24 protein-coding genes are annotated in these 21,475 nt (G+C 41.5%); all 24 read left to right on the forward strand.

Annotated features, from left to right (window positions below):
• Window positions 1–28 precede the first annotated feature (28 nt).
• Window positions 29–655 (forward strand): glycerol-3-phosphate 1-O-acyltransferase PlsY, encoded by a 627-nt coding sequence (plsY, locus tag ICN10_RS06155; protein ID WP_216213780.1) that lies wholly within the window; start codon window positions 29–31, stop codon window positions 653–655.
• A 67-nt stretch (window positions 656–722) separates the two neighbouring features.
• Window positions 723–1,094: an MAPEG family protein gene (locus ICN10_RS06160; protein WP_216213783.1), complete on the forward strand. Its 372-nt coding sequence runs from the start codon at window positions 723–725 to the stop codon at window positions 1,092–1,094.
• 39 nt (window positions 1,095–1,133) lie between these two features.
• A complete protein-coding gene (folE, locus tag ICN10_RS06165; protein ID WP_216213786.1) occupies window positions 1,134–1,928 on the forward strand; it encodes a GTP cyclohydrolase I in 795 nt (264 codons plus the stop codon).
• Between the two features lie 127 nt (window positions 1,929–2,055).
• Entirely contained in the window at window positions 2,056–2,871 is an 816-nt protein-coding gene (locus tag ICN10_RS06170) for a hypothetical protein (protein ID WP_216213788.1), read from the forward strand.
• A gap of 405 nt (window positions 2,872–3,276) precedes the next feature.
• The gene (locus ICN10_RS06175; protein WP_216213790.1) at window positions 3,277–4,029 is read left to right on the forward strand and encodes an outer membrane protein; all 753 of its coding nucleotides are present in this window, start codon (window positions 3,277–3,279) and stop codon (window positions 4,027–4,029) included.
• Between the two features lie 257 nt (window positions 4,030–4,286).
• Window positions 4,287–4,595, forward strand: a complete 309-nt coding sequence (locus ICN10_RS06180; RefSeq protein ID WP_216213792.1) for a high-potential iron-sulfur protein — start codon at window positions 4,287–4,289, stop codon at window positions 4,593–4,595.
• 473 nt (window positions 4,596–5,068) lie between these two features.
• Window positions 5,069–5,476, forward strand: a complete 408-nt coding sequence (locus ICN10_RS06185) for an HPP family protein (protein WP_255536822.1) — start codon at window positions 5,069–5,071, stop codon at window positions 5,474–5,476.
• A gap of 368 nt (window positions 5,477–5,844) precedes the next feature.
• Complete coding sequence (locus ICN10_RS10175) at window positions 5,845–6,483, forward strand: DapH/DapD/GlmU-related protein (protein ID WP_304609566.1); 639 nt, start codon at window positions 5,845–5,847, stop codon at window positions 6,481–6,483.
• Window positions 6,476–7,186, forward strand: a complete 711-nt coding sequence (locus ICN10_RS06195; protein ID WP_216213796.1) for a hypothetical protein — start codon at window positions 6,476–6,478, stop codon at window positions 7,184–7,186. Before ICN10_RS10175 ends, ICN10_RS06195 begins: the two co-directional genes overlap by 8 nt.
• A gap of 42 nt (window positions 7,187–7,228) precedes the next feature.
• Window positions 7,229–8,236, forward strand: coding sequence for an EpsG family protein (locus ICN10_RS06200; protein WP_216213798.1), 1,008 nt, complete (start codon window positions 7,229–7,231; stop codon window positions 8,234–8,236).
• 6 nt (window positions 8,237–8,242) lie between these two features.
• On the forward strand, window positions 8,243–9,196 hold the full coding sequence (locus tag ICN10_RS06205) for a glycosyltransferase (RefSeq protein WP_216213800.1): 954 nt from the start codon (window positions 8,243–8,245) through the stop codon (window positions 9,194–9,196).
• Window positions 9,189–10,145, forward strand: coding sequence for an SDR family oxidoreductase (locus ICN10_RS06210; protein ID WP_216213802.1), 957 nt, complete (start codon window positions 9,189–9,191; stop codon window positions 10,143–10,145). The genes ICN10_RS06205 and ICN10_RS06210 overlap by 8 nt, the downstream gene beginning before the upstream one ends.
• Entirely contained in the window at window positions 10,142–10,702 is a 561-nt protein-coding gene (locus tag ICN10_RS06215) for a sugar transferase (protein ID WP_216213806.1), read from the forward strand. Before ICN10_RS06210 ends, ICN10_RS06215 begins: the two co-directional genes overlap by 4 nt.
• 16 nt (window positions 10,703–10,718) lie before the next feature.
• A complete protein-coding gene (locus ICN10_RS06220; protein WP_216213808.1) occupies window positions 10,719–12,650 on the forward strand; it encodes a nucleoside-diphosphate sugar epimerase/dehydratase in 1,932 nt (643 codons plus the stop codon).
• Window positions 12,647–14,134, forward strand: a complete 1,488-nt coding sequence (locus ICN10_RS06225) for a mannose-1-phosphate guanylyltransferase/mannose-6-phosphate isomerase (protein WP_216213810.1) — start codon at window positions 12,647–12,649, stop codon at window positions 14,132–14,134. Before ICN10_RS06220 ends, ICN10_RS06225 begins: the two co-directional genes overlap by 4 nt.
• A gap of 67 nt (window positions 14,135–14,201) precedes the next feature.
• Entirely contained in the window at window positions 14,202–15,332 is a 1,131-nt protein-coding gene (gene gmd / locus ICN10_RS06230; protein WP_216213812.1) for a GDP-mannose 4,6-dehydratase, read from the forward strand.
• 42 nt (window positions 15,333–15,374) lie between these two features.
• Window positions 15,375–16,352, forward strand: coding sequence for a GDP-L-fucose synthase (locus tag ICN10_RS06235; protein ID WP_216213814.1), 978 nt, complete (start codon window positions 15,375–15,377; stop codon window positions 16,350–16,352).
• An 89-nt stretch (window positions 16,353–16,441) separates the two neighbouring features.
• A complete protein-coding gene (locus ICN10_RS06240; protein WP_216213816.1) occupies window positions 16,442–17,317 on the forward strand; it encodes a Wzz/FepE/Etk N-terminal domain-containing protein in 876 nt (291 codons plus the stop codon).
• Between the two features lie 104 nt (window positions 17,318–17,421).
• Entirely contained in the window at window positions 17,422–18,180 is a 759-nt protein-coding gene (locus tag ICN10_RS06245; protein ID WP_216213818.1) for a glycosyltransferase family 2 protein, read from the forward strand.
• A 20-nt stretch (window positions 18,181–18,200) separates the two neighbouring features.
• A complete protein-coding gene (locus tag ICN10_RS06250; RefSeq protein WP_255536823.1) occupies window positions 18,201–18,800 on the forward strand; it encodes a hypothetical protein in 600 nt (199 codons plus the stop codon).
• Window positions 18,793–19,425: an HAD family phosphatase gene (locus ICN10_RS06255; protein ID WP_216213821.1), complete on the forward strand. Its 633-nt coding sequence runs from the start codon at window positions 18,793–18,795 to the stop codon at window positions 19,423–19,425. The genes ICN10_RS06250 and ICN10_RS06255 overlap by 8 nt, the downstream gene beginning before the upstream one ends.
• Entirely contained in the window at window positions 19,422–20,159 is a 738-nt protein-coding gene (locus tag ICN10_RS06260; RefSeq protein ID WP_216213823.1) for a glycosyltransferase family 2 protein, read from the forward strand. Before ICN10_RS06255 ends, ICN10_RS06260 begins: the two co-directional genes overlap by 4 nt.
• Window positions 20,159–20,479 carry a hypothetical protein gene (locus ICN10_RS06265; protein ID WP_216213825.1) on the forward strand — a complete coding sequence of 107 codons (321 nt, stop codon included), beginning with the start codon at window positions 20,159–20,161 and terminating at the stop codon, window positions 20,477–20,479. Before ICN10_RS06260 ends, ICN10_RS06265 begins: the two co-directional genes overlap by 1 nt.
• Before the next feature lie 169 nt (window positions 20,480–20,648).
• Complete coding sequence (locus ICN10_RS06270; protein ID WP_216213827.1) at window positions 20,649–21,473, forward strand: DUF6492 family protein; 825 nt, start codon at window positions 20,649–20,651, stop codon at window positions 21,471–21,473.
• Window positions 21,474–21,475: the final 2 nt, after the last annotated feature.

Genomic DNA, 21,475 nt, shown 5'->3' on the forward strand with positions numbered 1-21,475 from the left:
GGAGTCTATAAGTGTTTAAGATAGCGGTATGGCCCTTACATTAGATTTATTACTTATCCCGATTGCCTATTTAATTGGCTCAGTTTCCTTTGCGGTAGTGGTGAGCAAATGCATGCGCTTACCGGACCCTCATTCTTATGGCTCAGGCAATCCTGGTGCAACGAATGTCTTGCGTACTGGCAATAAATTAGCGGCGGTATTGACGCTCATTGGCGATGCTTTAAAGGGTTACTTTGCCGTCATGTTGGCGCGACTACTGCTAGGCGATGAATCATTAACCTCAACCTTAAATTCTTGGTTGCTATGTGGCGTGGTGCTAGCGGTTTTTTTAGGCCACCTCTTTCCGGTCTTTCATGGCTTTAAGGGCGGCAAGGGTGTAGCTACTGCTTGTGGCATTTTGTTTGGCATTAATTGGATTCTAGGATTAGCCACACTCAGTACTTGGATTATTGTGGCCATGTTCATGCGTTACTCCTCATTAGCTGCCTTAGCTGCTGCAATCTTTGGCCCAATTTATTTTGTCTTTTTATTTGGTTTTCAGCCTATGGGTATTTCGCTGCTAATCATTTGCTTCTTACTCATTTGGCGCCATCGTAGCAATATTCAAAACTTGCTGAATGGCAAAGAGAGCCGCATTGGTAGCAAGAAGAAGTAGAAAACGCAAAAATCATTTCACGTTCGTTTCCCGCATATTTAATTAACCCACTTTAATCAAGACCATCATGACTATTGCCTACGCTTGTATTCTCCTTATGGGCTTGCTGCCGTATGTAGCTGCAGGCATAGCTAAAAAGGGCTTTGAGGGCTATGACAATGCCATGCCAAGACAGTGGTTGGCTACGCAAACGGGTTTTAGGGCAAGAGCAAACGCTGCTCAAGCTAACTTGTTTGAGTCTTTACCTTTGTTCTTTGCTGCGGTGATCATTGCGCACGTTGCCAATGCCCCACAAGACAGAATTGATTTGCTTGCTATCGGATTTGTACTTGCCCGCATTGCTTACCTGATTTGCTACATAGCTAACTGGCCAACCACTCGTTCAATTGTTTGGCTGTTTGGCATGATTTGCGTAGTGGCATTATTTTTTCAGATTTAAATAAAAATACATTACTAAAATACTCGAGACAAAATTTATATGCCCACAAAAAAATTACCAAGCAAAAAAACAGTTAGCAGCTCAGTTGCTAAAAATGCTGGCAGTAAGAAGGCTTCTACTAAGGTGGTCGCAAAAAGGGCGAGCAGTAAAGATGATGGCGGCATCCCTTTATCGGTAGTGATTCGTAAGCGCATTGAGGCTCAAAAAGCGCGCTTTCATGCCAATGACAATATTTCTGCTTTTATTAAACCTGGTGAGCTAGAGGGTCTAGTGGATGAGGTTGCTGAAAAGATGCAGGCAGTATTAGAGAGTCTGGTGATTGATACTGAAAACGATCACAACACTCAAAATACGAGTCGTCGTGTAGCCAAGATGTATGTCCAGGAAGTATTTAATGGACGCTATGTAGATCAACCTACGCTAACCAAGTTTCCAAACGTGAGTCGCCTAAATGAGCTGATGATTATTGGCCCGATTACTGTACGCAGCGCATGCTCTCACCATCTATGCCCCATCATGGGCCGTATTTGGATTGGGGTATTGCCTAGCAAGGAGTCTGCCTTGATTGGACTCTCTAAATACTCACGTTTGACTGAATGGGTAATGTGCAGGCCACAGATTCAGGAAGAGGCGGTAGTTGAGTTGGCAGACATGCTCGAGAAAAAGATTAAGCCAATTGGCGTTGCGGTTGTGATGGATGCCGATCACTTCTGTATGCAATGGCGTGGTGTGAAAGACCGTGACTCCAAGATGATTAATAGCGTGATGCGTGGGGCATTCTTAAAAGACTCCAATTTACGTCGTGAGTTCTTGGCCTTGATTGACCGAAAATAAGTACATGAAAAAACTGCTTCTTCTTGTCGTATTGTTTGCTGTGGGCTGTACTACTGGCCCTAGGCGACTGGATTATCAATCCGTCATAAGCGAAGAAGTGGAATCCCCTTTTTTTAAAATCCCACCTTTGAACGAAAAGGACTATCAGAGTCGTTCATGGATTCTGTTGGCTGAGTCTAAAAATAAAAACTGGTTCTATGATCCCTATACATTGCGTGAGGATCAAGAAAGTGTGATCAGTTTTGATGCATTTTTTTCTCCTAGAGAGAAAAATAACTTAGCTCAATTTAATGCCACGATAGTTGGCCCTTATCGTCAAAAGATTGATTGCTTTAGTAATCACCATTGGTCTGAGACTTTATATACCCAAAACTTGGTTGCAACAGCACCCTTGGTTGGTGAAACCAAGCCAGTCAATGGATCTGGCTGGGTGAAGATTACCCCTCGTACAGCAATAGCCTATGTGCGCTCACGCCTGTGCGGTAGGAAATTTATTGATGATCAAAATGTGAATTTCTTTTTATTCCAGGATGGTTTCTTAGATGCACCAGTGGCCAAGAAAGCGCCTGTTGAAGTATTTGATGAAAAAGCAAACAAGCAAATGCCTTTGCCTAAAGAAGAAGAGGTGAAGATTTCTGCTTCGGAGAAAACACCCGTTTTTTATGAAGTCATCAATAATGAAATCGCCATCATTGATCAGAAGAAAAATATTCGACAGCTCAAAGTAAGCTCTTATCTCCTCGATAAGAATTTTGCCAAACAGGGCGATTACGTTCTAATGGCCGATTGTCAAAATCAACAGATCAGTTTCGGACCACAAGGCTCACCGCAGAAATGGGTTGCAGTACCCGAAGAAAAGAATTCCTTTGGTGCGGTAGGATTTAATCGAGCTTGTGGAGATCATGGCTCCTATATGAAATTGCAAACGAAGGGAGTTCAATAAGCATGAGCTATCGCTATTTCACGCTGCTCCCCCTCGTCCTAACTCTTATGTCTTGCGTGAGTATTCCCTCTGAAAACCCAGATCCGGCGAAAAACAATAAAGCTACTTATAACAAGGAGCTGCGAGAGTGCCAGGAGGATTACCCGGAAGCGGGTTCGGGGGTTCATATTAGGCAATGGGCTAATTGCATGAAGCTGAAGGGTTGGCGCTAATAGGCCTCTAAAGCATCCAATCGTTGTCGCGGCGCAACATTAAACCCGTATAGAGCTTAATTACCCCTTAAAAATAGTACTTCTCTGCAAATTAATACCAAATTTTATATACTTCTTTCTATGCATTCTTGTGGGTTCCCAGATTTGGCGGGAAATAGCTTAAGTTTGTATCTATCAATAAAAAAGGTAAAAAATGAAATCAGCAAAATTATTAGTGGCTTTGGCAGCAACTGGCTTAGTTGCAACATCAGCATTTGCGCAAAAGAGTGCATTTGAAGGTTTCTATGGACAACTCGCAACTGGCTATGAAAATAATTCAACATCAAATGGAAACGTAGTTACTTCTGATATCGGAAGTGGCAACCCACCAGCAACATGGACCTCATCAAATCAAAGTTTTGGCGGTGCACCACTCGTAATTGGTGCGGGCTATAACTTTTCTGTAGCCCCAAAATGGGTTGTTGGACTCGGTGCAGATTATTCATTCTTGCCGCAAACCAGCTCTACTTACAGTGCTAGCAACCCTGCTGCTGGTAGCAATAATGCAGGCGGTACAATTGCTGGGGCAACATACAAAACTTCTAATCGCTACAACATCTTCATTACTCCTGGTTACGAGATTGACAAAGATAAGTTAGTTTATTTCAAGGCGGGTTACAGCTCTGTATCTCTAACTTCTAATAGCGCAACCAGCTATATCGATAATGGCGATGCAATGAATAACAACACTATTAGAGCTGGTAGCCAGTCCAAAACTCTCAATGGTTATGTTTTAGGTCTTGGCTATAAGCAGTTCATCACCGGTGGCATTTATGGTTTTGCTGAAGGTAACTACATGAGTTACAGCAAGGCTAACTTCGCGACTGTAGCCAATGAAACAAGTTTTTCCTCTAACCCAGGTTTATCTTCATACCAACTGTTAGTGGGTGTTGGTTACAAGTTCTAATCATTTCTTAGAATTAGCTTCAATCAAAAGCCATCCTTCGGGGTGGCTTTTTTATTTCCCCCGTACCATTGAGATAGCTATTTGTTGCTGGTATAGCGCTCCACATTAGTTGCGAATAATTCTCAACTATATTTCTATATAAATCATTGAGTTACATGCTGGGTAGCCTCTCTAGATCTTCTCCACTATGATCACGATTAGTTTTTAAAGCTTCACACCGATTGCATTTATTTAGCTGTTTTATTTTTGGAGAATCCATGAAAAATAGTCGTCGCCAATTTATGATTTTGTCTGCTGCTGGTGCTTGCACCCTGGCTTTGAACGGTAAAGTTCAAGCTCAAGCAATGGTTGCTGAAACCGATCCACAAGCTGCTGCATTGGGTTACAAAGCGGATGCTTCTAAAGTAGATAAAGCAAAGTATCCTAAGTACGCTGCTGGTCAAAAGTGTGACAACTGCGCCCTCTACCAAGGTAAAGCAGGTTCTGCTGCTGGTGGTTGCTCATTGTTTGCAGGTAAGCAAGTGGCTGGCCCAGGTTGGTGCTCTGCTTACGCTAAAAAGGCTTAAGTAGGATTTAGTATTTTACGATCGCGTCCTTGTAAAAGGATGAGGAATAAAAAAGCCACCGATTGGTGGCTTTTTTATTGGGTAAGTTTTATTAAATCTCCTCCAATTGAGGTTTGATATAAAGGTAACCAGCTGCTCTGACTTTGGGTTGCAATATGCCTTGATTTGGAGTGTTGAGTTACTTCCGGACCAATGGTTCTCGGCAAGTGATTTTTGACTCAATCCGTAGTGAAGTTCTGTATGCAAACATTGCTCAAACATCCAAGCAATTTCAAAGTATTGCTGAATCATGAAAATTTTTAGACAGATACTTTCCTAAGCGTCTAAGATTCAGTTTAGCCATGAAACATGCATTTCGACACCTAATAAAGCACTATTCTTTTTATCTCGGGGGTGACCAGCCTTTGGTAACCTGGGTGGAGCGTTTGCGCTCAGTTTTTGGGGCTTTTATTGGGCTTATGTTAGTGTTTACTATGGCTAAGTTCCTTGGTGATCTTAGTGGGGTGGATGAATGGTTGATGGCATCCCTAGGCGCTAGTGCTCTTTTGGTATTCGCTTTGCCTCAAAGCCCAATGGCCCAGCCTTGGGCGGTCATTGCTGGAAATACGCTCTCGGCCGTAGTCGGAATTACCTGCTTTCATCTGCTGAGCGAGCCTTTGTTGGCCCTGCCAGCTGCCGTAGCCTTATCAATATTGGGTATGTTTATCTTGCGCTGCCTGCACCCGCCAGCAGCTGCGGTAGCCCTCATTACTGTTTTGGGTCATATTGCCCACTACCGCTATGCCTTTTTCCCTGTAATGGTCGATTCAATCCTATTAATCCTGGCCGGGGCGATTTACAGCAACTTGACGGGTAAGCGCTATCCCAATCGACCAAGTTAATCAAAATAGGTAAGAAATTAGCAAAATATGATGAAAAAGGGGCTAAAAAGCTCCCTTTTTGATAACTTATGGCAAAAATTAGATTATTTGATCTTGCTTGCCGCAATTGAAGCGATGCAGTCTTTGATCGCGTAGTTCTGAAATTTCCCCGCATTTTCCTTCCGAACGGACTGAGAGCACTCGGTTACTGAGTTGCGAAGATTGATTTTGGGGATATTGCCTGATGCCATTTTGACTCCTTATTGATTGTTATGAAAAACCAGCGCTATGGTGCGCTTTAGACAATTCTATTCAAAAACCCGTAAATATAGGAATCTCATTAGAAACCCTTTAAAATCAATGGCTAAACAAAGGGGCGTTTGCACTAAATGGATGCAAAAGGACAAAATCAGGCGGTAATAGCAGGGGGCTTTAGCAAAACCCTGCAGCGCTATGGTTTTTTGGGTTCTCTGCGCCTAATTCGTGATGTTTTGTTATCTAAGTGCATTTCATCAAATGTGCGCTTAGTACGCTACCCCTACTATTTTCGTGGCCAATCATTTATTGAGTTTGGCAATGGGTTTACCTCTGGCGTAGGTTTGAGAATAGATGCTTTTGGTTCAAAGCCCAAGCAGGTTATTTTTGGCAAAAATGTTGAGCTTGGTGATTACGTTCATATTGGCGCACTTGAATCTGTAACCATTGGAGACAATGTTCTGATGGCTAGCAAGATCTACATTTCAGATCATGATCACGGAATTTATACAGGTCAGAATACTTCCCCTGCAGGACAAATTCAGTCAGAGAAGCCGCTACAAATTTCGCCTGTAGTGATTGGTAACAATGTTTGGCTTGGTGAAAATGTCTGCGTGCTGAAGGGCGTGCAGATTGGAGAAAACTCCATCATTGGTGCCTCTTCTGTAGTCACTAAATCTATACCGGCCAACTCAATTGCGGTCGGAACTCCTGCTAAGGTAGTTAAGCAATACGACTTAAGCCTTAAAGAGTGGGTATCGGTAAATGGATAAGCTTGGCCTAGACTTATCTGCAGCAATACTGATCGGTATTTTGGTATCGGTATTGATCTTTGGTTTTGTGATGGATGCTTATGCAGTCTTTCTAAGGGTGGCTGGCGTTGATGGGCTTGGTGAAGTCTTGGCTATGTCAAATCTGGTGCAATACATCGCCAGAATCTCTAACGTGCTCGTTATCTTTATTCTCTCTTTTGCGTTTGAAACGGGACGACTCTCGGCACCGGTTTCCCTGATCTTTTTATTAGCCTCATTGGTGGGTATTGCAACAGTCTATGCATTAATTAAGTCGCCTAATTTTTGTAAGGTAGTGCGCTTTGCTTTGCTTCCTGTTTTATATCCATCATTCAAGCATGTAGCAAAAATTGATGTGTGGCGTGATACAGGACATTTCAAAAAAGCATCACTGAAGCTGGCTGCTTACTCGGCAATCACCAATATGCTGATCGTGATAGCGATGTTTATTCCATTTGGTATTGCTAGTCTTTATCCAGAAATGCGCATGACCTCTGTGTATGTTGGTCAACTCATGAATTTTTTTGCGACTCTTTTAGTGTTTGGAATTCAGGATCCTATTTCCATGCGGATGGTGGATGCAGGCAGTCTGAAAGAGGCGGGAACGGCATTACTCTACGGCAGAGTATTTTCTTATTTAATGGCAGCCACCTTCTTCGGGACGCTACTATTTATTTTGCAATAAAAAGAAGTTGAATTGAATATGAAATCAACATTCAAAAATATAATGCGCTGGCAGTATGTGCTTGGGTTTCTGTTGGTATGGGCAACGCTGACAGCGGTAAATTTGCATTGGTTGATTGATGATTGGTATAAATTTTCATTCAACTTGGTTAAATCGTACGATCTTTTTAATCGGCTCATCAACATAGATTATGCGAAGGATCCGAGCTATTTTTTAGTGCAGGCTGGCTTATCTGGCTGGCTAAATTTTGAGCTGTTTTTTGGCTTATTGATTCTTGCATGCTTATCTTTGAAATTTGCCGCTTTATTGCAGGTTACGCCAAGGCCGGGAGTGCTTGATGTTGCTCCATATTTACTGGTATTGGGGTTTTTGCATGAAGGTATTCAGATTCGGATTGCTATTGCACTCTCAATTGCAATCTGGGCGATTACCTTTTTTTCAAAAAATCAGCGGATGCTCGCGTTTTTTATTTTGCTTTTGGCCTGCACCTTTCACCTAAGTGCATCCGCATTCTTCTTGGTTTTTCTTCTTTTCATTTTGTATGAGCGCTTTGGGTTGGCTGTGCCGGCTCTTGGTATATTTTCTTCCGGAATGTTGGCCTATACCACTCTGGTGCCAGATTTACTTATTAGAGTAGGTGTTGCAACTAATGCACGCTTTTTGGCTTACTCACAAGGGATCGCATTTGAAAATCAAAATAGCACAGGGTTGTTCCATTATTTTGTTTTATTTGTCATTTTCTTAACTGGATTTGTTTGGCGTTACTACAAACCTATTTCGAGTGTATGGAGCAATTTGTATCGTATAGCACTTACATCCGGTTTTTTAGCTATTGCCATTCTCCAGATTTTTCGATTTAACGTAGTGGTTTCTTCGCGCTTAGCCGATTTATTGTTGTTGCCAGTTTTATTAGTATTGGGTGCAACATTAACGCAGTTAAGAAGTGAGAAAAAATACCTCCCTCTTTGGATTATGTGCCTTGCGCTAATCTTTTATTGTGCTGCTAGAGCATTTATCAGTTTTAATCCAGTTTTGTTTAGAACGTTTTAATATATTTTGACCGCTCTACAGCCCACTCAAGAGAATCCACATCGGCCCAAGATTGCCGTACTTCTTGCCGTATTTAACGGTGTTCAATATCTTCAGGTACAGCTCGATTCCATTTTTGAGCAAGAGGGTGTTGACGTAGAAATTTATATCAGCGTGGATGCATCTACAGATGGATCTGAGGGGTGGATCGATCGCCAAGCGCTTGTTGATACTCGCATTCATGTCTTGCCACATGGTCAAATATTTGGCGGCGCTGCCCCTAATTTTTTCCGCCTAATAAGGGATGTTTCATTTAACGATTTTGACTATGTCTGCTTCGCTGATCAAGATGATATTTGGTTGCCTCAAAAGCTAGCAAGAGCTGTTCAAATATTGGGGCAAAATGAATCCTTGGTTAAGGCCTACTCAAGCAACGCAATAGCTTTCTGGGCTGATGGTAAAACGGCTTTTATTAACAAATCTCAACCCCAAACAAAGTGGGATTATTTATTTGAAGCTGCCGGACCTGGGTGCACTTATGTTTTAAGCAATGTGTTAGCTAAAGAGATTCAGGGGTTGGTAATTCGTTACAAATCCAACATTAATTTAATTGGTTTGCATGACTGGTTCATTTATGCCTATGCTCGCTCTAAAGGGTATCCTTGGGTTATTGATAATCAGGCCTTGATTCGGTATCGACAGCACTCGAATAATCAGGTTGGCATGAATTCTGGCTTCAAAGCATTCATGCATCGCGCTCGCAAAGTTTCTAGCGGCTGGGCATTGGGTCAATCTGCATTGATCGCCAGAATTATCGGCATGGAGAATGTGCCTTTTGTCAAAAGATGGATTTCTGGAAGGCCATGGGGAGTGCTTTGCCTTTCTTGCTCATTTTGGGCTTGCAGAAGACGAGTCAGGGATAAATTCCTCTTCTTGTTTACTTGTTTATTTCTTGCACTAAAGGGCGGTGGTTATGAGTAAACAAGTCATGCTGGTTACCGGAGCGAGTGGGTTTGTTGGAAAGGCTCTTTGCAATTACGCAGCAGGTTATGACTTTCAGGTAAGCGCTGTTACGCGCACCCCAAATGAATTTGGTAACAATATTCAAAATATCGTTTGCGATGACTTCAGTGCAGCAGGATCTCTTCTGGAAGGTATGAGGGGGGTTGATGTTGTAGTTCATTTGGCTGCTCGCGTTCATGTCATGCAGGAAAGCTCGGATGATGCGCTTGCGGCCTATCGTGCGGTAAATGTTGATCTCACGCTAAATTTAGCTAAGCAAGCAGCCGCAGCCGGCGTTAAAAGATTTATCTACATGAGCTCAATCAAAGTAAATGGTGAGAAAACTCCTGTGGGGCGTGCTTTTAGCGCTGACGATATTCCAGCGCCAGAAGATCCATATGGAGTTTCTAAGATGGAGGCAGAACAAGCGCTCTTTGAATTATCAAAGTCGACGGGCATGGAAATTGTCGTGATTCGCCCCCCGTTGATTTACGGCCCAGAAGTGGGCGCTAATTTCATGGCGATGATGCGCTGGCTAGCTCGAAGAGTTCCTTTGCCTTTGGGCGCTATTGATAATCGTCGTAGCATGGTTGCATTAGATAATTTACTAAACCTTATTCTTGCTTGCACTTCACACCCCAAGGCCTCCGGACAAGTATTTTTAGTTTCTGATGATCAAGATGTATCAGTTACCCAGCTTTTAATGAGGCTAGCTCATGCCATGAAAGTACCGGCGATATTGCTACCAGTTCCGTCCGTGATTATTAAGTTTGCCGCTGTGATGCTGAATAAGGCTTCAGTTGCTCAGCGTTTATGCGATAACTTGCAAGTAGACATTGCAAAAACAAAAGAGATGTTGAATTGGACCCCCCCTCTAAGTTTGGATGAGGGCTTGCAAGTAACGGCCGATTGGTATTTATCCAAATGAAACGCCTATTTGATATTTTTCTTGCTGCTGCGGTTGGCTTAGTTTTTTTGCTTCCTTTATGTATTTTGGTGGTCTTGGTAAGGCTAAGCTCTAAAGGTCCAGCCATCTATTGGTCGGATCGCGTAGGTAGGGACAATCGCATCTTTAAGATGGCTAAGTTAAGAACGATGAAGGTGGATGCACCTGTTGTAGCAACACATTTGTTGGCTGACCCTAAGTCTCAGCTCACCCCCATTGGCGGCTTTTTAAGAAAGTCTAGTCTGGATGAGATCCCTCAGTTATGGAATATTTTACGGGGCGATATGAGCTTTGTGGGTCCTAGACCAGCCCTTTTCAATCAAGATGACCTCATTGCCTCGCGCACTCAATATGGGGTAGAGAAGCTCACTCCTGGCTTAACTGGCTGGGCTCAGCTAAACGGCAGGGATGAGCTATCTATCGATGAGAAGGTAAAATTTGATTATGAATATTTGCAAAATCAAAGCTTTCTCTTTGATCTAAAAATCTTATGGCTTACAGGTCTGCAGGTAATTCGAGCCAAAGGTGTATCGCATTAGGCGAATTTACTAATTTATGAAATCTTTATCATCTAATCGATTTGCACAAATCCTTTTAGGGTTATCTCGCCCTGTAAAGCGCTTGATTGCTCTCGCGATAGATGTCATATTGATTGGGTTTACTGTCTGGCTCTCATTTTATTTGCGGTTAGGTGAGTGGGTGAGTCCACTTGCCATCGAGTGGCAGCCTCTATCTGCATTTTGGGCCTCCTTATTGATTGCGGTGCCAATTTTTATTATTACTGGTCTTTATAGAAATATCTTTCGTTTTTCTGGATTGCCGGTGCTGATGGCCTTGTTAAGGGCGATTGGTATTTACGGATTCTTTTACGCAATCTTGATTACAGTAGTGGGGTTGGTAGGGGTGCCTCGCACTATAGGTTTAATACAACCTGTTTTACTGTTTTTAACAGTAGCCGCTTCTCGTGTGTTTGTAGCATTCTGGTTGGGTGGTGGCTATCGAGCCAAATTAAAGCGCACCAATTTACCCAGAGTGTTAATTTATGGTGCTGGTACTACTGGCCGTCAGCTAGCTAGCGCCTTAAGGCAGGGCCATCAGATGAATGTCTTAGGATTTTTGGATGATGATTCTAGGTTAGTTGGTAATGCATTAAATGGTCACCCCATTTTTTCAGCATCAGCATTAGAGGAATTAATTCAGAGGCTGAATATTACCGACGTACTTTTAGCATTGCCGTCGGTTAATCGAAAACGCCGCAATGACATCATTTCATACGTGCGCTCTTGTAAAGTTCACGTCAGAACATTGCCAAGCATGACGGATTTGGCAAAAGGAAATATTTCGGTTTCTGATATTCGAGAGTTAGATATTGAAGATTTGTTGGGTAGAGATCCTGTTGAGCCTAATGCAGCCCTACTCCAAAAAAATATTACAAATAAGGTAGTTTTGGTTACCGGTGCGGGCGGCTCTATTGGTAGTGAGCTATGCCGACAAATACTCATGGAGGGGCCAGCCAAATTAGTACTATTTGAGCAGGGTGAATTCAACTTATATCGTTTGCATCAAGAGTTGCTGGCTTTGAATGAAAAGCTCAATCTTAATATTCCCCTAATTCCTGTATTGGGATCGGTGCGGGACGAGGGGCGCTTGAGAGAAGTCTTCTCCAAAGAAAATCCGCAAACTATCTACCATGCCGCTGCTTACAAGCATGTTCCTTTGGTTGAAGAGAACCCAGTAGAAGGAATATTGAATAATGTTTTTGGAACGCTTGCTGTAGCGCGGGTTGCCGCAGAATCTGGAGTGGAAAGTTTTACATTAATTAGTACAGATAAAGCAGTGCGGCCAACTAATGTAATGGGTGCAAGTAAGCGTTTAGCCGAAATGGTTTTGCAAGCTTTGGCTGGTGAGATTGTGGCGAAAACGAACAGCTCTAAAACTATATTCTCAATGGTGCGCTTCGGTAATGTATTAGATTCTTCAGGATCTGTTGTACCGAGATTTAAGCAGCAGATCGCTCAAGGTGGTCCAGTTACCCTGACGCATCCGGAGGTAACACGTTATTTCATGACAATTCCAGAGGCGGCGCAACTGGTGATTCAAGCTTCTGCTATGGCTACTGGTGGAGATGTTTTCCTTTTGGATATGGGCGAGCCAGTCAAAATAATGGAGCTAGCAAGACGGATTATTGAGCTATCTGGCTTAACAGTTAGCGATGGTGAGAATCCAAATGGAGATATTGAGATTGAGATTATTGGCTTACGACCCGGTGAAAAGCTCTACGAAGAGTTGTTAATTTCTGATAATCCTCTGGCAACCGATAATGAGCGCATCATGAAAGCGCATGAAGATTATTTGCCGTGGCCTGTTTTTTGTGAAAAGCTCAGCAGCTTAGAAAAATACTGCTCCCTTAATGATCGACAAAAAATTGAAGCTGTTTTAAAGGAGCTGGTTTCTGGCTACATTCCTGATGCGAAAGGCGTCCTATGACAACAGTAGTTCCAGTAATCCTCTGTGGCGGCTCCGGAACGAGGCTTTGGCCCCTCTCACGTGCTGGCTTTCCAAAGCAGTTTTTGGTTTTGTCTGGCAATGATTCTGGGAAAAGCCTATTTCAAGAGGCGGTTGAGCGTTTAAATCAACTTCCTGACATTGAGCTTGGTAGTACGCTCATTGTCACAAATGAAGAGCATCGTTTTTTAGTACTAGATCAACTAAGAGAAATGCCCGGCATTAAAGCCAGTCTTTTGTTGGAGTCTGAGGGGCGCAATACCGCGCCTGCTTTAACCTTGGCAGCTTTGCAGGCGAGCGAGATAAGCAGTCAAAGTGCTGGCCCCATTGATCCTATCCTGGTAATTACACCCGCGGATCAAACCATTCAAGATGCTTCGGCATTTACTAAAGCGTTGCAAGATTGCATCAGAGTTATTCGGGCTGACCAAGAAAATCAAACTATAGCTATTTTAGGTATCACCCCAACATCGCCTGAAACTGGTTATGGGTATATTAAAAAGACTGGCGAGCAAGGCGCTTTTGGTGAATTCTCTGTGGAGCAATTTGTTGAGAAGCCCAACGCAGTAACTGCTCAAAGTTATTTAGATGATGGTAATTATTTTTGGAATGGCGGCATGTTTGTTCTCAGAGCAAGCACTTGGATTTCTGCTTTAAAAGAATTTCGCCCGGATATTTTTGGCGCTACTGAAACTGCTTGGGTTGCCCGTACTGCCGATAGCACGGGTGATGCTGAGTTTATTAGGCCCGATAAAGCTATTTTTAAGACTATACCCAGTGAATCAATTGACTATGCGGTGATTGAAAAATGCCCAGGCAGTAGATTCAAGGTGAAAATGGTGGAGTTAAACGCTGGATGGAATGACTTGGGTGCTTGGGATGCCGTTTGGAAAGTGGGTAAGCAGGATCAGGATGGCAACGTCACTAATGGGGATGTCTTGCTAACTAATTCTAAAAACTCTTTAGTGCATGCAAGTAGTCGTCTAGTGAGTGCTGTAGGAGTTGAAAATCTTGTAATTATTGAGACTGCCGATGCTGTTTTGGTGGCGGATAAGAAAAATAGCCAAGATGTAAAAAGTATTGTGGCTAAGCTTGAGTTACAAGTACGTGACGAAAAAAATCTGCATCGTAAGGTATCTAGGCCTTGGGGTTGGTACGATAGCGTTGATGAGGGCGAGCGATTTAAAGTAAAGCGTATTCAGGTGAACCCTGGGGCAAGCTTATCACTGCAAATGCATCATCATCGCGCTGAGCACTGGATTGTTGTTAAAGGTATAGCTGAAATTACTAATGGCGACGAGGTCATTACCCTTACTGAAAATCAAAGTACCTACATTCCCCAGGGTCAAACCCACCGATTAGCAAATCCTGGAAAAACACCGCTTGAAATAATTGAGGTTCAATCGGGGGGTTATTTGGGTGAAGATGATATTGTTAGGATTGAAGATACGTATGGGCGTAATTAGTATCGATATAAAATCTACAAGTAAAGTTATGTTTTTAAGTTAATGAGCTGAATAAAGCGAGAAGAGTATGGGTGTAGCACAAAAGGTAGCTCTAATTACCGGCATTACAGGTCAAGATGGTTCTTATCTTGCAGAATTTTTATTGGAAAAAGGTTACATTGTTCACGGCATCAAACGTCGCGCCTCTTCTTTTAATACTGAGCGGATTGATCATCTATATCAAGATCCCCATGTTAATCATCCTGATCTCATTTTGCATTATGGTGATTTGACTGATACTAGCAATTTGGTGCGCATCATACAGCAAACGCAGCCCGATGAAATCTATAATTTAGGTGCCCAGTCTCATGTAGCTGTTTCTTTTGAGTCTCCTGAATATACTGCTGACGTAGATGCAATTGGCCCATTGAGAATGCTGGAGGCTATTCGTATTTTGGGTCTAGAAAAGAAGACTCGCTTTTACCAAGCCTCTACTTCTGAGTTATACGGTTTGGTGCAAGAAATTCCTCAAAAAGAAACCACTCCATTTTACCCGCGCAGTCCTTATGCTGTAGCAAAGCTCTATGCCTATTGGATTACGGTAAATTATCGTGAAGCTTATGGAATGTACGCCTGTAATGGAATCTTGTTTAACCACGAATCTAAGCGTCGCGGGGAAACCTTTGTTACTCGTAAGGTCACTCGTGGCTTTGCCAATATTGCTCAAGGTCTTGAGAAGTGTCTCTATATGGGTAATATCGATGCTTTACGTGACTGGGGTCATGCAAAAGATTATGTACGTATGCAGTGGTTAATGCTTCAGCAGGACAAGCCAGAGGACTTTGTAATTGCTACTGGCGTGCAATATACCGTTCGTGAATTTATTATCCGCAGTGCCAAGCAGCTCGGTATTACTTTGAAGTTTGAAGGACAAGCGGAGGATGAAAAAGCCATTGTTAGCGCCATTGAGGGCGATAAAGCTCCGGCACTCAAAGTGGGTGATGTGATTGTGCGGATTGATCCACGCTATTACCGCCCTACAGAAGTAGAAACTCTTCTGGGCGATCCGGCGAAGGCTAAAGCAAAGTTGGGTTGGGTGCCAGAAATTACTCTCGATCAAATGATCGTAGAGATGGTTGCTAATGATTTAGATTATGCAAAACAACATGCTTTGCTGCATAAGTATGGTTATGCCGTACCCGTCGGAAAAGAAAATTAATTTTTCCGACGGGTAAATTATTATTGGAAATAACAATTAGAAATGATTGATTTAAGTCAGAAAATTTATGTTGCTGGCCATAGAGGTATGGTTGGCTCTGCTATTGTCAGAATTCTTCAGGAACAAGGCTATAAAAATATTATTACTCGAACACATGCAGAGCTAGATTTAACAAATCAAGCCGAAGTTAAATCTTTTTTTGAGCTGGAAAAACCTGGCCAAGTTTATTTAGCTGCAGCAAAAGTGGGTGGTATTCATGCAAATAATACCTTTCCCGCGGAATTTATTTATCAAAACCTGATGATAGAAGCAAATGTCATCCATCAAGCATTTGTCAGTGGAGTTAAAAAGCTCCTATTTTTAGGCTCAAGCTGTATATACCCTAGGTTGGCTAATCAACCAATGTCTGAGGATTCGCTATTGACCGGCGTTCTTGAGCCGACAAATGAGCCTTATGCGGTTGCCAAGATCGCAGGTATCAAGCTTTGTGAGAGTTATAACCGGCAGTATGGCAAATCAAATGGTGTGGACTATCGCTCAGTAATGCCTACCAACTTGTATGGCCCAGGCGATAACTACCACCCTGAAAATAGTCATGTTATTCCAGCGTTAATTAGAAGATTTCATGAGGCAAAGGCTTCTAAAACGCCAGAAGTTGTAATTTGGGGTACAGGCACCCCAAGGCGCGAATTTCTTTATGTGGATGACATGGCGGCGGCATCGATATTTATTATGAATCTTAGTAAAGTAATTTATGACCAGCAGACTACTCCGATGCAAAGTCACATTAATGTGGGATTTGGGAGTGATGTTGCCATTAGGGAGTTAGCGCTTTTAGTGTCTGAAGCCACTAATTTTAATGGAAGGATTGTATTTGATGCCACAAAGCTTGATGGGGCGCCTCGTAAATTGATGAGTTCTAAGCTTTTGAGGGAGTTTGGGTGGACCCCAAAAATTACCCTAAAAGAGGGCTTAGAAAAGGCATACCATGATTTTATTGTAAGGTTTTATGGTTCCTAACAGCTCTGCGTAAAGGGTAATTATTGAAGTTTTAATATGGGATAATTGCGGAATAATATAACTTGTGATGAATGTGTTTGCAGATAAAGATGAATAAAAGTCAAGCATTGGTGGGGCATAAAAAAGTTACTACGAGCGAAAACGGCGTTGACTTATTTGTAAATATTGCCCGCCTTTTACTTAATTCTTGGAAAACTCTTGCAGCATTTACTTTTTTTGGGGTTTTGTTATCGGCGATTATCGCCTATATATCTCCCAAGCAATACGAGGCTGTCGCGCAAATTCGCTTGGCGCAGATCAGTCAAATTAATCCCGCCAACCCTTTTGGTACGCCCGTTGAAGAGACTGCATCATTAATATCGCGCATGCAGTTTCCAACTAACTATTCGGACGCTGTCATTGGTGCGTGTGCAGGCGCATCCTCGTACGAATCTTCTGTTCCTCTAGCAAAGAGATTGAAATTTACCATTGTTAAAGGGGTTCCTAATACTATTGAGTTGGTTTATAGATCCTCAAGTCCCGAGAGTGGTTTTGCGTGCTTACAGTCAGTTTTCGAACAAATTGTAATCCTGCAGGAGCAGGTTTCCAGCCCGTTTGTTGAGGAGGCCAAAATAAAATTGGCGTCTGATAATGAGCGAATCGATGCCGCTAGAAAATTGATCCTTAAGGCGGATCAATCCGGCAGTGCAATGTCGGCGGCCTACCTTTCAGCGCGTGATGAGTTAGCTTACTTCATGACTGATCGTGAAAAAATGACCGACTTAATTAACTCAGTAAAAAATCGGGGGACAAAGTTGGCCTCCCCCATATATGTGTCAAACCAACCTGTCGCGCCAAAAAAATTGACATATTGCTTTATTGGGTTGATTGTTGGTTTTTTGTTAGGTTTTTTGGTTGTATTCTTGCGTCGGTGGCGCTTTCCGGGTGTGGGTTTAGATAGGGGTGCTGGCAATTCAAAATTTTGATGTTATTAAAGTTTATGGTAATTGGCTTTATTTATAAAAAGTTTTAGGCTTTTTGCAGCAAGCTAAAAAATTATGAAAAATAATTCAAATCAATGGAATTTAGAGTGTTGAATATTATTGTGCCTATGGCTGGGGCTGGGAGTCGATTTTCTAAGGCTGGCTATAGAGATCCTAAGCCTCTGATTTCGATTCATGGAACCCCAATGATTCAGGTCGTTATTCAAAATCTTATGCCTGAAATGCCTCATCGGTTTATCTTTGTTTGCCAAAAAGAACATGTTAATACATATGGGTTAAGGGAAAAGCTTGAGAAGTGGGCTCCTGGGAGTGCAATCATTGAATTAGAGGGAATTACGGAAGGGGCTGCATGTACTGTGCTTGAAGCCCAATCGCTGTTTGATAATGATGAACCTTTGATGATTGCTAATAGCGATCAATATATTGATCTAAATATTAATCATTATTTGGACAAATTATCTATCCATGGTTTGGATGGCCTGATTATGACTATGAAGGCAAGTGATCCAAAGTGGTCTTACGCTGGGATTGATTCTGATGGCATGGTAAGTCGAGTCGTTGAAAAAGAGGTCATCTCTGATGAGGCAACAGTTGGGATTTATAACTTCAAAAGAGGTTGTGATTTTGTTGCTGGCGCGAAAGAAATGATCGCAAATGATGAAAGGGTAAACGGTGAATTTTATGTGGCACCTGTTTATAACAATCTAATATCGAACGGTAAAAAAATTGGGATCTTTAATGTGGGGTCGGAGGGAAAGGGTATGTATGGCCTTGGAATACCAAGTGATCTCAATTATTTCCTTCGGCAGCCTATTTCACTTCGGACTCCTTCATCATGCGGTTAATAGCCCATAGAGGATTTTGGTTGAATCCTTCTGAAAAAAATACTTCAATTGCCTTTGCTCGCGCTTTTGAATGTGGTTTTGGTATTGAAACTGATTTTCGCGACTTGAATGGTAGGCTGGTTGTTTCTCATGACGTGCCCGGAAGTGATGCATTATCTATTGAAGATTTTATAACTCTATACAAGGCTACCACTAACCCTGGACTAATGGCGCTTAACATAAAAGCAGATGGCCTACAGTGGCTGGTTAAGGAAATGGTTAAAGCATCTGGAATGAAGGATTATTTTGTATTCGATATGTCCGTTCCTGATATGAGGGAGTATTTCTCGAATGGAATTCCTGTTTTTACCCGCCTAAGTGAATATGAAACCCCGCCTGCATTTCTTAATGCTAGCGCTGGAGTATGGTTGGATGCTTTTGAAAATGAATGGTATGACATTCAGGTGCTAAATGACTTGCTAAAGAAAAAAAAGTTAGTTGCAATTGTTTCGCCTGAATTACATGGACGTGACCATAACTATCTTTGGGAATTTTTGAAGAGTAACCAGCTCTTCAAAAACCCACTAATTTCACTTTGCACAGATTTTCCTATGGAAGCCAAGGAGTATTTTCATGTCTAAAATCAAGGCCGTATTATTCGACATGGATGGTGTGTTAATAGATGCAAAAGACTGGCATTATGAGGCCCTAAATCAAGCCCTTTCCTTGTTTGGCATGGCAATTAGCCGCTATGATCATTTGGTTACATACGACGGTTTGCCAACTAAAAAAAAATTAGAAATGCTTACATTGGAGCGCGGCTTGCCGAGAGCTTTGCATCAGTTTATTAATGACATTAAGCAGGAGTTCACCTTTCAGTTGGGGTATGCAAAATGTAAGCCAACATTCAACCATCAATACGCACTTTCAAATTTAAAGGCTCGCGGCTATAGGCTAGCCGCTTGTTCGAATTCGATTCGAAAGACTATGGATGTTTTGTTTGAGCGAGCTGCCATTACCCAATATTTTGACTTTTATATCTCCAATGAAGATGTGAGAGATTCAAAACCACATCCTGAAATGTATCTAACTGCTATAAAAAGACTTGGTTTAAAACCATCCGAGTGCTTGATTCTTGAGGACAATGACAATGGAATTAGGGCTGCGAAAGCTTCGGGGGCTCATTTATTGGTAATCAATGATGTTGATGATGTTAATTTAGAGTGCATCACTAACCGCATTAAAGAAATTGAGGTCAATCAATGAATCTTGTTATCCCTATTGCCTCGAATTCTAAATTTTTTAGTATTGAAGAGTATGGGTATCCAAAGCCTCTTGTTGAGATTTCCGGTAAGCCTATGATTGAGCATGTTATTAATAACTTGACTCAAGGTATAAATTTTAAAAAAATAATCTTTATTGTTAGGCAAGATGAGTGTGATAAATTTCACCTTGATAAGACTTTAAATTTAGTGAGCCCTATAAGGCCTGAAATTATTAAACTGAGAACTGACACGCTTGGGGCGGTATGCAGTGTTTTGCTGGCTGTAGAGCACATCGACCAACATGAGCCATTAATTATTTCTAATGCTGACCAGTTATTTGATGATGGAATTATTAATTCATTAGAGCAATTTATGGAAAGTGATCTGGATGCCGCATGTATAACATTCAATTCGGTGCACCCTCGCTGGTCATATGTAAGGATTGATGAGAAAAATTTAGTAATTGAAACAGCAGAAAAGAGGCCTATTAGTAAGCAAGCAATTGCTGGGTTATATATGTATAAGTCTGGATCGGACTTTATCAAATACAGCATGGATTCAATTAGGCATGGCGCCAGTAACGAGGGAAAATATTACATAGCACCTGTCTTTAATGAGTATGTTCTGGCAAATAGAAAAGTGGGGGCTTTCCCGATCTTAAACAATAGTTACCATACCTTTTATAGTCCTCAGAAGATTAAAGAGTATGAATTAATGATTACTCAAGGCGATTAATGAAGGTGTTTAAATTACGAGATATGGTTAAAGGGTGGTTTGTGGGAGACTTTTCGCCATCTGTATTAAGTACAAAAGAGGTTGAGGTGGCGGTTAAATTTTATAAAGCAGGTGATTACGAGCCGTCACATTATCACAAGATCTCTAAGGAGATTACGGTCATTAATTCTGGACAAGTTAGAATGAACGGTAAGGAATATCATGCGGGTGATATTGTAGTTATAGAGCCAAACGAAGTTACTGACTTCCTAGCCTTGTTGGATACCAGCACTACCGTTGTTAAATTACCAAGTGTAAATGGCGATAAATACTTGGATTAAATGGCTATATTAAATCTCAGCTATTTTATTAGTCGAATAAGCATGGGCCTGAATGATAATCAGTTATATATAGCAAAATTATTCCACATCTAATCATTTTCTATCTTTGCTCTGCATTTATGAAAATGTATTAATTAACATTTTCAAGGAAGTGGGATCCCTAAATATCATGAAAAGAAATCTAAGTAAAGTTGTGTCAGTTGCCTCGCTGGGGGATATTGATGTTTGGTCATATGGCGCTTCTTATGTTAAGAGATTTATAAGTGCTGATGAGTATAGGATAATTGTCCCGGGAAAATATAAAGAAGATTTCGAGAGAAAAAATTTTGCAAACTATAGCGTAATTTCGGAAGAGGAAATCATAGATGTTGAAATAATTGATAGACTAAAGGATCAGTTTTCCAATCTAGAGCATACAAACACATTTGGGTGGTACTTGCAGCAATTTATTAAGATAGAAGAGCTTAGAAAAAACAAAAAAGAGTATGGATTAATCTGGGATGCCGATACTATTCCTCTAAAAAAAATTCCATTCTTGTTAAAAAATGGTAGTTGTAGAGCATATATGGCAACTGAAAATCATGGGCCATATTTTCAAACTTTAGAAAAGCTTTTGGGAATACAAAAGCAACTAGACTATTCTTTTGTATCCCAATGTTTGTGTGCAAAGATGTCAGATGTTTATAGAATGTGTTCTGAAATAGAAGGGAGACATGGAAAAAACTGGATAAGTGCCATATTAGATTTGATTGAAGCGAGACATGGAGAGTTTTCCGAATACGAAACTATCGGCAATTTTTGTTTAAACAGTACAAAAAATTACTATTCTTTTAAGTCACCTAAAAAATGGAATAGGCACGGATATAGACTGATGGGATCATTTAAATGGTTAAAGTTAACTAGGATATTTCTTGCGCTCAAGTGGGACTACGTTTCATTTGAGAAGTGGGATAAAAATTGGGGTTTAAAGAAGTATATTTTTGGGAAAAAATAATT

Origin of the sequence: Polynucleobacter sp. 86C-FISCH, from assembly GCF_018882415.1 — a bacterium.
Classification (GTDB): domain Bacteria; phylum Pseudomonadota; class Gammaproteobacteria; order Burkholderiales; family Burkholderiaceae; genus Polynucleobacter.